General features: G+C 47.5%; 15 protein-coding genes. 12 read left to right on the top strand and 3 right to left on the bottom strand.

The features are described 5' to 3' along the window. Positions 1-13 precede the first annotated feature (13 nt). The 9 genes from DXD12_RS03125 to DXD12_RS03085 all read left to right on the top strand — a co-directional run bounded on the left by DXD12_RS03125 (position 14) and on the right by DXD12_RS03085 (position 6,880). On the top strand, positions 14-346 hold the full coding sequence (locus DXD12_RS03125; RefSeq protein WP_114002348.1) for a hypothetical protein: 333 nt from the start codon (positions 14-16) through the stop codon (positions 344-346). 16 nt (positions 347-362) lie between these two features. Continuing rightward, positions 363-854, top strand: a complete 492-nt coding sequence (locus DXD12_RS03120; protein WP_117469533.1) for a hypothetical protein — start codon at positions 363-365, stop codon at positions 852-854. Beyond that, positions 854-1,027: a hypothetical protein gene (locus tag DXD12_RS15185; protein ID WP_181824097.1), complete on the top strand. Its 174-nt coding sequence runs from the start codon at positions 854-856 to the stop codon at positions 1,025-1,027. Before DXD12_RS03120 ends, DXD12_RS15185 begins: the two co-directional genes overlap by 1 nt. After that, positions 1,024-1,383 (top strand): hypothetical protein, encoded by a 360-nt coding sequence (locus DXD12_RS03115; protein ID WP_114002346.1) that lies wholly within the window; start codon positions 1,024-1,026, stop codon positions 1,381-1,383. The genes DXD12_RS15185 and DXD12_RS03115 overlap by 4 nt, the downstream gene beginning before the upstream one ends. Beyond that, positions 1,376-2,437: a hypothetical protein gene (locus DXD12_RS03110; protein ID WP_118637329.1), complete on the top strand. Its 1,062-nt coding sequence runs from the start codon at positions 1,376-1,378 to the stop codon at positions 2,435-2,437. The genes DXD12_RS03115 and DXD12_RS03110 overlap by 8 nt, the downstream gene beginning before the upstream one ends. 843 nt (positions 2,438-3,280) lie before the next feature. Next, positions 3,281-4,408 (top strand): reverse transcriptase/maturase family protein, encoded by a 1,128-nt coding sequence (locus DXD12_RS03100; RefSeq protein ID WP_118515527.1) that lies wholly within the window; start codon positions 3,281-3,283, stop codon positions 4,406-4,408. A gap of 56 nt (positions 4,409-4,464) precedes the next feature. Continuing rightward, on the top strand, positions 4,465-4,728 hold the full coding sequence (locus tag DXD12_RS03095; protein WP_118637325.1) for a hemolysin XhlA family protein: 264 nt from the start codon (positions 4,465-4,467) through the stop codon (positions 4,726-4,728). 37 nt (positions 4,729-4,765) lie between these two features. Then, the gene (locus tag DXD12_RS03090; protein ID WP_022119801.1) at positions 4,766-5,089 is read left to right on the top strand and encodes a hypothetical protein; all 324 of its coding nucleotides are present in this window, start codon (positions 4,766-4,768) and stop codon (positions 5,087-5,089) included. 3 nt (positions 5,090-5,092) lie between these two features. Next, positions 5,093-6,880, top strand: a complete 1,788-nt coding sequence (locus tag DXD12_RS03085) for a glucosaminidase domain-containing protein (RefSeq protein ID WP_118637323.1) — start codon at positions 5,093-5,095, stop codon at positions 6,878-6,880. 292 nt (positions 6,881-7,172) lie between these two features. Here DXD12_RS03085 and DXD12_RS03080 read toward each other — a convergent pair whose 3' ends face one another. From DXD12_RS03080 to DXD12_RS03070, 3 genes are all read right to left on the bottom strand, one after another. After that, positions 7,173-7,403 (bottom strand): hypothetical protein, encoded by a 231-nt coding sequence (locus DXD12_RS03080; RefSeq protein ID WP_118637321.1) that lies wholly within the window; start codon positions 7,401-7,403, stop codon positions 7,173-7,175. Positions 7,404-7,446: 43 nt separating this feature from the next. Beyond that, positions 7,447-7,899: a hypothetical protein gene (locus DXD12_RS03075; RefSeq protein WP_118561890.1), complete on the bottom strand. Its 453-nt coding sequence runs from the start codon at positions 7,897-7,899 to the stop codon at positions 7,447-7,449. Between the two features lie 151 nt (positions 7,900-8,050). Continuing rightward, positions 8,051-8,287: a hypothetical protein gene (locus tag DXD12_RS03070; RefSeq protein WP_118637536.1), complete on the bottom strand. Its 237-nt coding sequence runs from the start codon at positions 8,285-8,287 to the stop codon at positions 8,051-8,053. Between the two features lie 197 nt (positions 8,288-8,484). Here DXD12_RS03070 and DXD12_RS03065 point away from each other — a divergent pair, with 197 nt between their 5' ends. The 3 genes from DXD12_RS03065 to DXD12_RS03055 all read left to right on the top strand — a co-directional run bounded on the left by DXD12_RS03065 (position 8,485) and on the right by DXD12_RS03055 (position 11,506). Then, positions 8,485-8,697 carry a helix-turn-helix transcriptional regulator gene (locus tag DXD12_RS03065; RefSeq protein ID WP_243105334.1) on the top strand — a complete coding sequence of 71 codons (213 nt, stop codon included), beginning with the start codon at positions 8,485-8,487 and terminating at the stop codon, positions 8,695-8,697. A gap of 150 nt (positions 8,698-8,847) precedes the next feature. Then, positions 8,848-10,215, top strand: a complete 1,368-nt coding sequence (gene miaB, locus DXD12_RS03060) for a tRNA (N6-isopentenyl adenosine(37)-C2)-methylthiotransferase MiaB (RefSeq protein WP_347561362.1) — start codon at positions 8,848-8,850, stop codon at positions 10,213-10,215. A 13-nt stretch (positions 10,216-10,228) separates the two neighbouring features. Further along, the gene (locus tag DXD12_RS03055; protein ID WP_106999843.1) at positions 10,229-11,506 is read left to right on the top strand and encodes a L,D-transpeptidase family protein; all 1,278 of its coding nucleotides are present in this window, start codon (positions 10,229-10,231) and stop codon (positions 11,504-11,506) included. Positions 11,507-11,524 lie beyond the last annotated feature (18 nt).

Below are 11,524 nucleotides of genomic sequence, written 5' to 3'. Positions count from 1 at the left end.
AGATCGAAACAGCATGACAGAAGGAAATTATATTCCTTTAACGGACGAAGCAATCGACGACGTGAAGGAATATTTGAAAAAGGTTGTCGCTTACGCGGAATACCGTTCCGGGAATACCTGGACAAAAATTCCGATCGACCATGTGGAAACTTTATCCGATGGCCGGATCGCGATCTATGTTATGTTCGATCATAACGCCCCGGATTCTATTACAGGAATTCGCTTCTATCATCGCGGCGGCTTCTTATGGGCCGGCGGTAACGAAAGCCTGAACAAAGAGGAATTCGACGAAGGCGTCATGTATCGTTATACGATCAAAATTGTACAGTCTTCGGGGAATGAGTAGAAAGGAGCGATAAAAGATGTATATTCCGGTTTTTTGGAAAGACCGAATTGTCCAGTACCCTAGACGGGTTTCCGTCGTGGATCTGGGAAACGGTGTGAAAGAATGGACGCCGGCCCCTGGTGAGATCCACCAGAAAGGCACACAGCAGAGCGCGACCAACTTCGGAAACGAAGACATGGGGATCCTGGAAGGAAACCTGATCGCGGCCACGAACGCCATTCACCTTCGACTTATCCAGGAATCAGTTGACGATCTTCGCGGCCAGATATTAACGGCGACACTCACAAATTCGCTGAAATATCCGGCGACCAATTCCGCGAAGACGATCACCCTTCCGAAGATTGTCAATAAGACCGATTACAAGGTCGATATTGAGGTCACGGAAGCGGACGGCCCGGTCGAGTATGCAGAAGTATTCGACAAGGCCCTGAACGCCTTTAAGGTGCGTTACTATGGTAGCGCCAAAAATGTAACATTAAAACTTCATGTGATCGGGGGACTGTACTAATGCCAGCAAATGTAATTATTAAATCAGACGAAAGACGCGCCCAGGAATCCGCGATGTTACGCGCCTTCGGTGGCGGCCACGAAGGCAATTCAGCCGCCCAGAATCGCGAATACGCGGAAGAAATCAACGCGCGAATGAATGATGTAAAAAGAGAGGTGGGAATGAGACGATGAAAATTATCGAAGCAAACGAAGGCCAGAAGATTTCCTATTCCACAACGAAAACCTGGCTGAACGTCGGCGATCAGATCATGCTGAATCTGAAAAAATACGAAGCCGACAACGACGTCCATATTGATATTACTTCGGATATGGCCGGCAACCTGGAAACCGGTGTCGGTCTTCTTTATGTGGCACAGGTGGACATTCCGGCCAGAGCCTACACAGAAGAAGAAATCCCGAACCCGGACTATTCCGAAGAAACAGAAAACAGCCAGAAAACAATTATCAAGCGCGATCCGGTTCCGTTCTCTATGGACAACGTGACCTTGACACTGTTCGCGCTGAAAGAAGGTGTAATCTATGAATAATTACCAGTTTGACAGCCTGAAATTCGCCACGGAAGGATTGACTGGCGGCGGTTGCACTATTATTTCGGACGTCAAGGGCCTTCCGTCCTTTATGATCCCGTTTAATAAGCGCACAAACGCCCAGTTATTCGACGGTGGAAGCGAAAAGACACATTCGGCCTTTGTGGTTGACGATGTGGAATACAAGCGCTTCTTTTTCAGCAAATTTATTAACTGTATTGTGGACGGTCTGGCCTATTCCTGGCCGCTGGTGGATCCGAAAGCGTCCATCAATTACGACGCGTCACACGCGGCTTGTAATGCGAAGGGAACGGGCTGGCATTTAGCGTCAATCCCGGAACGTGCGGTCATTAACCATTTGATCTATAAATCCGGTTTTATTCCGCGCGGCAACACCCAGTACGGAAAACACCACACATACACCTATGAGGTGGGCGAGACAACCGCAACCGAAAGCGACGGATCGGGCGGAACAAGAACAACCAGAACCGCGACCGGATCCGGCCCGGCGACCTGGTTCCATGACGGAACGCGAAACGGTATCGCCGACTACGTGGGTGACGTCTGGAAATGGATGTCCGGCCTTAGAATTTACAAAGGCGAAATCCAGATCTTCGTCGGCAACCTGGCCGCAAAACAGGTTTCACACCTTGCCGCGTCCACATATTGGAAGGCCATTCTTCCGAATGGTAGCCTGGTAGAGCCTGGAACACCTGGCACCTTGAAATATACAAAAGATTTCAAGATCGCAACCGATACCGGCGCGGCCGGCAGTACCTACACGGCAAACTTCGGAAATCTTGTGGCCGGAACCGGCGTGACAACGATCCCGGAGATCTTGAAGGAATTATTCCTTGCACCGGTAAGCGGCGTCACACATACCGGCGCTTTTTGGATCAACAACGAAGACGAACGCTTGCCGATTGTCTCTGGCGGTTACAACGGCACTTCGAGCGCTGGCCCTTCCGCGTTGTACTTGTACGGCCCGCGTTCGCACGTCGGGACGACCATCGGCTTCTTCTCCGCTTTTATGGAGTTGGAATCTGCAATCTGATAGCCGTGTTCTGTTTGGGGCTACGATAGTAGCCCCTATATTTTTGAGACACAAGAAAGGATTGCAACAATGGGAAATATGCGAAGATACGGGGCGCCCGGAAATCCCGAAACCGACGAAGGACGGGAACAACGAAGCGGCCTGATAATTCTTCAAAGGTCAAAAGACCTTATGAAATATCTGTACACTTCTTTTGTGAAATATCCCAGAAGTGAAAAGCTGAGGTTTGTGGCGGACTATAAAAAGTGTCTGTTTCAATTCCTGATTCTTATAATCACGGCACAAAAGAAGTATTTCAAGAAAACGACACTTCAAGACGCGGACGTTCAGCTTGAATTATTGCGAATGTTCAATGATTTGTCGTATGACATGAAATTTGTAGACGAAAAGCGTTACATACTGGTTTCAGAAAAGTTATGTGAAATCGGGCGGCTACTCGGCGGCTGGATCCGATCACAAAAGGAAACCAGCACAACCGCCGGAAAATAATTTCCGGCAGAGGGAACAGGTCAAAAACGCTTGCCGATTGTCTCTGGCAGTTACAACAACACTTCGAACGCTGGCCCTTCCGCGTTGAACTTGAACAACCCACGTTCGAACGTCAGGACGAACATCGGCTTCTTCTCCGCTTATCCTTTTAGCCAGACGGGAAAGTTTACGGACTTTTCACAGTGCAAGAAAGGGAAAAGGGATCTGTTTCAGTTCCGGCCATAGCGCCGGAGAAATTAAATTTGCTGATAATGCGGTTAGTACCTGGCGAAAGCCAGTGAAGGGCGTAACGATCAGCGCCGCGCCCACGCCGAAAGCAAGGGCGCACAATTCCAACGAAAGGAATTAACCACAATGAAGACTTTCGACATTACGCACGAAGAAATCATCGACCCGTCGAACCTACTTGAAGCGGATCGCAACGCTTCCCAGGGCAAGCACAACCGCGACGAAAACTTGAAATTCTCCGCGCATAGGGAAGAAGAAATCATTGATCTCACGAATCGACTAACATACTACCCGAAAGACGGGATCCCAGGGAATCCACTTGAATCGTCCTATCGTGTCGGTAAGTACCGCATGAAACAGATTTATGAGCCGAAACCCCGAATTATCATGGCTTTACAGTACCGGGATCGTGTCGTTCAATGGGCGTATTACCAGAAACTAAACCCTTTATTCGACCGGCAGTATATAACGCATAGTTACGGTTGCCGGAAGGGTAAGGGAACCGTCAAGGCAAGAAAACAGTTACAGATCTGGCTTCGGAAGGTCAACCGGAGTCCGAAACACTGGTACGTCTTAAAACTTGACATTGCAAAATACTTTTACCGCGTCGATCACGAAATCCTTATGAAGATCTTGAAAAAGCACATCAAGGACGAACTGATTCTTCGCGACCTGGATAAACTGATAAATTGCGAACATACCGCCTTCGGCCTTCCTTCCGGCGTCCAGCCGGAGTTGTGCAAACAAGAAGACTGGTTATACAATCGCGGTATGCCGATCGGAAACCTGACAAGTCAAATGTTCGCGAACATTTACTTGAACGAATTGGATCAGTTTTGTAAACACGTTCTTCATATCGAAAAATATATTCGGTTTGTAGACGACGTGATCGCACTTTTTGACAGTAAGGAAAAGGCGTTCGCGGCAAGGGATGAAATCGAAAGATTTCTGAATGAGGAATTGCACCTTGAATTAAATAACAAGACATCAATCCGACCGGCTTATCTTCCGGTAACATTTGTCGGCGCCCTTATTACGCCGCTGACAATCCGTGTTCGAAAATCGACACGACAAAGAATGTATCGCCGGATCCGGTTCATTCAGAAAATGTTTGAAATGGGCCGGCTTACATGGGAGAAAGTCAACAACACCATGCAAAGTTATTTCGGTCTGATAAGCCACTTCACGGCCGGAAACCTTCTCCGAAAGATTATCGACGAATTTTCTTTCCGGGTTCCAGATAACAATTCATAGTCTGGCATTTTACCAGGTTATTTTTTGTCTAATAATCAGGAAAGGGGGTTCACGGTATGGAAGCAGAATTTGAAAGAGAAGTTCTTGATCGACTTATCAAGATCGAAGGAAAACTTGACGGTTACAACAACGCCAAAATCAAGACCTATGAAAACGAAAAAGAAATTCTTCGAATCAAAGGCGATCTTGAAGACGTCCAGAAGACCGTCGCAGATCTCACCGAATCGAATAAATGGCTTTTCCGAACTGTTGTGGCGGCTATTATCGTCGCGGCCATCGGGCTTTTAACAACCATTGTTCGAACCGGCTTCGGATTATAACTGAAAACTATTTTTACACCAGAAGGGAGAAAACAACATGAACATTGAATTTATCATTGAAAACGCTTCAAAAATCATCCTGATTGTGGCCGCAATCTGTACATTGATTTCGGTTATCACAGAGTTTACAAAGGGGATCGGCTTCCTGGACAAGATCCCGACAAAGTTCCAGGTTCTTATTCTGTCCCTTGTAATTTGCGTGATCGGCTTCTTTGCTTACCTGTCTTACGCGTCAATCGCGTTCGTGTGGTATTACCTGGTAGCCGTCATTTTCGCGGCGTTCATCGTGGCGATCGTGTGTTGTAAGGGCTGGGACTATTTGTTCGAGATCTGGGCCAGATTTTACAGAAAGAAGGACTAATCAATGTCGGAAAAAGATTTTGTTATCAAAATCGCGCCGTATGCCATGAAAGACGCGGAAGCAAGCGGAATACTTGCTTCCGTAACAATGGCACAGGCAATTTTAGAAAGCGGTTACGGCTCTACTGACCTGGCCGTGAACGCAAACAACATTTTCGGAATGAAGTGTTCTTTAAGTGGGAACACCTGGAAAAGCGTCTGGGACGGCACTTCGAAATATACGAAGACCACAAAAGAACAGAAGAAGAACGGCGAAGAATATTCCGTCGTTGCCGATTTCCGCGCATACCCGGACATTCAGGCCAGCATAAACGATCATTCGCTTTACTTGCTGGGCGCCATGAAAGGAGCCGTAAAACGGTATGAAGGACTTTCAGGCGAAACAGATTACAGAAAGGCGATCCAGATCATCAAAAACGGCGGCTACGCCACCGACGTAACATACGTCGAAAAGATCTGTTCCATCATTGAACGATGGGAACTTCACAAGTACGATGTAAAGGAGAGTGAAGACAAAATGAGTATTGAAATTAAAGAATATCTTCTGACAAACAGCCCTTGTTATAAGAGTGGCCACAGAATCACACCGGCCGGCGGTATGCTTCACAGTATCGGTTGTCCACAGCCGGATCCGAAGGTTATCGCGAACAACTTTTCCGTTTCAACGGGCGCGTGCGTTCATGCGGTCGTTGGAAAAGCCGCGGTCGTTTTACAGCTTTTACCGTGGAACTTCCGCGCCTGGCATTGCGGATCCGGTTCGAACGGAAGCGGAAACAATTCACTTATCAGCATTGAAATGACAGAACCGGCGACTATTAAGTACACGGGCGGTTCTTCCTGGATTGAAACAGGCGACGGAAGTAACACGAAGGCCCATGTCCTGGCAACCTACGCGAACGCCGTCCAGTTCTTCGCGTATATCTGCAAGAAGTACGGTTTCAACCCGGAAAACAGCAATGTTTTAATGAGCCACCGCGAGGGCCACGCGAAGGGAATCGCGTCGAACCATGGCGATCCCGAACATATCTGGAACAAGTACGGCCTGACAATGGATCAGTTCCGAAAGGACGTCAAAAAGGCAATGTCCGGCCAGACCGTCACAACCGTTCCTTCCGCGCCGGTAGACAATACCAGCGACGACAAGAGCAACCAGAAGATTAACGCCATGAACGGAATCGTTACGGTTATTTATAAGGGCGAAGACGGCCTGAATATTCGAAAGGCGCCTAGCTACACGGCCGCCGTCGATCAGATTGTACACGAAGGCGTGTTTACCGTCGTCGGAATCTCCGCCGATGAAAAGTGGTATAAGCTGAAAAGCGGCCTGTTCATTACCACGATCCCGGATTATGTTTCCTTCAAGGCCACCCAGGAACAGAAGGAAAGCACCGCCGGAACCGGATATTTCCGCGTTCGTAAGTCCTGGGACAAGGCCAACACCCAGATTGGCGCCTTCAAGCAGAAGGAAAACGCAATCGAACTTTGTAAACAGAATAGCGGTTACAAAGTCTTCGACAATTCAGGAAAAGAAATTTATCCTTGCGTTGCCGCCGCGAATGAATCCTTCGTGTTCCGCGTGAAGATTCCTGATTTGCGGATCAGAAAAGGCCCTGGCACAACTTACGACTACCACAAAAAGAACGGCCAGGCGGTACACACTGGCGTTGGATCCTTTACTATCGTGAAGACGAAGGAAGGCCCAGGCGCGAAGTTGTGGGGCCTGTTGAAGTCCTACGCGACGAACGAAGACGGCTGGATCGCTCTTGACGATGAATTCGGTTCACGGGTGTAATACACTTTAGAATTTTGAATTTATAACAAATATTTACAACTTACACTTTACAGTTTATAAAATGTGTGATACAATGGGCGCAAGGGAAGGGGGTATAAGGGGGAAACAAAATCCCCGACCAATTCCCAGGCAGAACAGGCGGCGCGGAAATGCCCGTCTGAACGCGCCAGCCGCCCAGATTTGCGTTTTAATGCCGTAAGTGGACAAATACACAATAAGCCCCGGAAAAACCATTTCCGGGGCTTTTATGCGTTCGTGGGATATATTCTGATATTCTCTGACAAACTCTGATTTATTCTGATTTATTCTGTTCTTTCTTTTTCAGGGCGGCGTCGTTCACAATTTCAATGAATTGCGATTCTGGGATTCCGGTCGCTTCTGTAAATACGTCGATATACCGACAATATTCAGCGTGCCAGTGTTCGAAGCCTTCCTTACTACCAGACAGGAACGCTTCTTCCATCTTCTCATACGCGCCCACCGTCTTTTTGACGGCGGCGTCAAATGCTTCTTTCCATTCCATGATTCTTCCTTTCCGAGCGACCATGCCGGCCGCCCTGTTCCTATTATGCCGATATTTCAGAAGCTACTTGTCTATAATGTTTCTGAATTGCGGTCGATGTCTTCACGGTCTGGCTTTCTTCGCCATAGTCCCAGGCTTCACGCTGGATCTGATCGGTGAGGTCTTCGGCCATCTGGTTAAAGTAGGCGGCAACTTCTGAACGGTCGATTTCGGTTCTGATTTCGATTGTCGCGTGTTCTTTATTCCAGGTTCGCGCTTCGGCGGCCTTGAATCGGTCACTGATGAAAATTCCGATCGGCCAGAAACAAAGGTTGTGCTTCGCCTGGCTGATTTTGCCGCGCTTTGAAATCTTGCGAAGGCTATGATCGGAGCCGCACCAGTCAGGATCCCCGGCGGAGTGTTCCACGAAGTAAAACCCGTTGTCGTTCTTGAAGAAGGCGTCCTTGATTTCCACAACCATTCCTGTTTTGATTTCCATTCCGTTTTTATCTAACATTTTGATTACCTCTTTTCTTTATCTTATGTTTACATTATACACTATAAAGTGTAATATGTCAAGAATAAATGTAAAGAAAATGATTAAAAACAGAAAGAAATATTTTCTATAATACACGAAAAAGTGTAAAATAAAAGGACCTTCCGGCCCTTTATAATTCGGTGACATACTCCATACCGTCGAAACTGACGAAGCCGCCGGCGTCCAGGATGGATTGAAGCGCCTTCTTTCCGCCACATGGAATATAAGGAACCAGGATCCCGAACTGGTCGCGGTCGTGACTGAAAGCAATCCAACCTTTACCGGCTTCATAGAGCGCCCAACCGGTAACGACTCTAGCAATCTTGTTTGTTCCGAATTTTGTATTTTTAAGTCTTTTGATTTCCATATCTACCACCATTTTAACCTTTCTACTGGATGTTTATTTCCTTTGCTTTATGATATTATAATACACTATATAGTGTAAAATGTCAAGTATAAATGTAAAGAAAAAGATTAAAAGATAAAGAAATATTTTCAACTTGACATTCTAAAGTGTATAAAGTAAAATAACATACACAACAGAAAGGGGTTGATCGAATGGATATGAACACGGCGGAAAAGATCCGCTTCCTGGCCGGCCGGCGAAATATGACGATGGGCGACCTGGCAGAAGGAACAAACCAGACGCGACAGAATTTTTCCAACAAAATGACGCGGTGCAATTTTAAAGAATCCGAACTTGCGGAGATCGCCGGCGTCCTGGGTTGTGAATTGAAAATTGTATTTGTAGACAAACAAACAGGCGATGAAATTTAACGAAAATGTAAGACATGAAAGGAAAAGTTTATGTATAATAAAATAGATTTGCGCGAAGTTCCGACTGAAAGGCTGAAAGAAATTAGTCTGGATCTGGTAGACATCGACGCCAAGGCGCCAGAATTCGAACCGAACAGACAGTTCTATTTCATGGCAAAAGCCAGGGACTACGTGAAGCGGAAGTCCGCCGAATTAGGACGTCCCATGACCTTTTTTACTCAAACATTCGGGTGTCAGATGAATGCACACGATTCAGAAAAGCTTCTCGGTATTCTGCTGGAAGCAGGATTTGTGGAAGGAACCAGTGAGGAATCGGATTTCGTCCTCTACAATACATGTACAGTCCGTGAAAATGCGAACCTGCGCGTGTATGGACGTTTAGGGTATCTTCACAGTCTCAAGAAAAAGAATCCGCACATGATGATCGCACTCTGCGGCTGCATGATGCAGGAGCCGGAGGTTGTAGAGAAATTAAAGAAGAGCTACCGCTTTGTGGACTTGATTTTCGGCACACACAATGTATATAAACTGGCAGAGCTGCTGGAACAGCGCTTTGAGACGGGGAAGATGGTCATCGATATCTGGAAAGGAACTGATAAGATCGTTGAGGATCTGCCGTCGGAGCGCAAATATACATTTAAGTCTGGCGTTAATATCATGTTTGGCTGCAACAATTTCTGCAGCTATTGCATCGTCCCGTATGTGCGCGGACGCGAGCGCAGCCGTGCGCCGGAGGACATCATCCGTGAGATTGAAGAGCTGGTTAAGAACGGCGTCGTGGAGATCATGCTGTTAGGGCAGAATGTCAATTCCTACGGAAAGAACCTGGAATCTCCAATTACCTTTGCAGAACTTCTGCGCCGGGTAGAGCGGATTGAGGGGCTTAAACGGATCCGTTTCATGACCTCCCATCCGAAGGATCTGTCGGATGAGCTGATCGAAGTGATGGCATCTTCCAAGAAGATCTGCCGCCATCTGCATCTGCCGCTTCAGTCGGGCAGCAGCGAGATCCTAAAGAAGATGAACCGCCATTACACGAAGGAGCAGTATCTGGAACTGACAGAGCGCATCCGCAAGGCGGTACCGGATATTTCCCTGACGACGGATATCATCGTTGGATTTCCGGGAGAGACGGAGGAAGATTTCGAGGAGACACTGGAGGTTGTGCGGAAAGTCCGCTACGACAGTGCATTTACCTTTATTTATTCGAAGCGCACCGGAACTCCGGCGGCAGCGATGGAAAATCAGGTTCCAGAAGAAGTTGTCAAAGAACGTTTCGACCGTCTGCTCGCAGAGGTACAGGCGATTTCCGCACAGGTCTGTGGACGAGATGTCCATACGGTGCAGGAGGTTCTGGTGGAGGAACCGGACAGTCACGTGGAGGGACTGGTAACCGGACGTATGTCCAATAACACAATCGTTCATTTCCCAGGTGGAAAAGAGCTGATTGGTAAAATTGTTAAAGTATATCTGAAGGAATCCAAGGGATTTTACTATATGGGATCCCTGGTAGATTAAGGAGGATAAATTTATGAAAAAGCATTATAAAGGATTGACGGTTCTGCTGTCAGCCTTCATGCTGGCAGGAAGTGCTTCCGTCGCATATGCAGGACCGGCAGATGACATTGCAAACGGTACAGTCGGTATGCCAAACACCGGTTCGTCAACATCGGCAGAGCAGTTCAACCAGGGAACCGGGCAGCAGGATGAGAACACGGCACTTCATGTCGGCGTCAATTATCTGTATAATGCGGAAGGCGATATTTCTGCATTTGCGATGGATTTGAAAAACTTTGAGGGGATCGGCGGCGTGTCCTACCGTGCATATACCAACACAGGCGGTTATCTGTGGTGGTACCATGACGGCATCCAGACCGGTGTGGTTGGTTCTGGAAGCTGGGTAGAGGCGATCCAGATTCAGCTTTCCGGTCAGGCTGAGAAGATGTACGATGTTTACTATAGCGTTACATCCAGTGGTCAGGGCAAGATGGGATATGCGAAGAACGGCGAAGTGGCTGGTACCGTGGATATCGGCGAGAAGATCCTTTCGATTGAAGTCGTATTAGTTCCGAAGGGAAGCGCAGGTCCGCAGAGTGCAGCACCGCGCTACAAATCAGCTGCTTCCAGCAGACTGAGCGTAGCAGAAAATGCAACGGTTATGTTCAATGAGGACGGAAGCGTATATAACGGCTGGCTTTCCGATGACTTTGTACGTTATTATTTTGAAAATGGCTACGCAAAGACCGGCTGGCAGTATATCGATGGTTACAAGTTCTACTTTGACTCCTGCGGTCGTCTGGTTCAGGACGTAGACAGCCTGATTGGCAAGCAGTCCGATTATCTCCTGAAGGTAAATAAGACACTGAACTGCCTGACGGTTTATGCAAAAGACGGCAATAACGGATATATTATTCCAGTGAAAGCGATGCTGACCTCCGTCGGTGATGATACACCGATTGGAACTTTCAAGACACCGGAGAAATATCGCTGGAGACTGATGGTAAATGATACTTACACCCAGTATGCAACCCGTATCACACAGGGATTCCTGTTCCATTCGATTACATACGCAACCCCGAATGAGAATAACCTTCTGACCGTCGGCTATAATGGTCTGGGTGTCTCCCGTTCTTTAGGCTGTGTACGCCTGAACTGTAGAAACTCCAAGTGGGTATATGATAACTGCCATCTGGGAACGACTGTACAGGTATACGAGGATGCCAATGTAGCATCTCCATTTGATAAGCCGGAGCTGGTACCGATCTCCGATCAGCAGACCTGGGATCCGACGGATCCGAAATTCAACTAAAATAAAACGACAGCGGTC

It is taken from the genome of Clostridium sp. TF11-13AC, assembly GCF_003481065.1.
GTDB lineage: Bacteria > Bacillota > Clostridia > Lachnospirales > Lachnospiraceae > Otoolea > Otoolea fessa.
This window is presented reverse-complemented; position numbering and strand designations above follow the sequence as displayed.

Bases quoted from the DNA above. Each gene is read 5' to 3' on its own strand.
- DXD12_RS03080 (WP_118637321.1), bottom strand. From the start codon at position 7,403: ATGGAATGGAAAGAAGCATTTGACGCCGCCGTCAAAAAGACGGTGGGC.
- DXD12_RS03055 (WP_106999843.1), top strand. From the start codon at position 10,229: ATGAAAAAGCATTATAAAGGATTGACGGTTCTGCTGTCAGCCTTCATG.
- DXD12_RS03085 (WP_118637323.1), top strand. From the start codon at position 5,093: ATGTCGGAAAAAGATTTTGTTATCAAAATCGCGCCGTATGCCATGAAA.
- DXD12_RS03110 (WP_118637329.1), top strand. From the start codon at position 1,376: ATGAATAATTACCAGTTTGACAGCCTGAAATTCGCCACGGAAGGATTG.
- DXD12_RS03115 (WP_114002346.1), top strand. From the start codon at position 1,024: ATGAAAATTATCGAAGCAAACGAAGGCCAGAAGATTTCCTATTCCACA.
- DXD12_RS03100 (WP_118515527.1), top strand. From the start codon at position 3,281: ATGAAGACTTTCGACATTACGCACGAAGAAATCATCGACCCGTCGAAC.
- DXD12_RS03125 (WP_114002348.1), top strand. From the start codon at position 14: ATGACAGAAGGAAATTATATTCCTTTAACGGACGAAGCAATCGACGAC.
- DXD12_RS15185 (WP_181824097.1), top strand. From the start codon at position 854: ATGCCAGCAAATGTAATTATTAAATCAGACGAAAGACGCGCCCAGGAA.
- DXD12_RS03095 (WP_118637325.1), top strand. From the start codon at position 4,465: ATGGAAGCAGAATTTGAAAGAGAAGTTCTTGATCGACTTATCAAGATC.
- DXD12_RS03120 (WP_117469533.1), top strand. From the start codon at position 363: ATGTATATTCCGGTTTTTTGGAAAGACCGAATTGTCCAGTACCCTAGA.
- DXD12_RS03090 (WP_022119801.1), top strand. From the start codon at position 4,766: ATGAACATTGAATTTATCATTGAAAACGCTTCAAAAATCATCCTGATT.
- DXD12_RS03065 (WP_243105334.1), top strand. From the start codon at position 8,485: ATGAACACGGCGGAAAAGATCCGCTTCCTGGCCGGCCGGCGAAATATG.
- miaB (WP_347561362.1), top strand. From the start codon at position 8,848: ATGGCAAAAGCCAGGGACTACGTGAAGCGGAAGTCCGCCGAATTAGGA.
- DXD12_RS03070 (WP_118637536.1), bottom strand. From the start codon at position 8,287: ATGGAAATCAAAAGACTTAAAAATACAAAATTCGGAACAAACAAGATT.
- DXD12_RS03075 (WP_118561890.1), bottom strand. From the start codon at position 7,899: ATGTTAGATAAAAACGGAATGGAAATCAAAACAGGAATGGTTGTGGAA.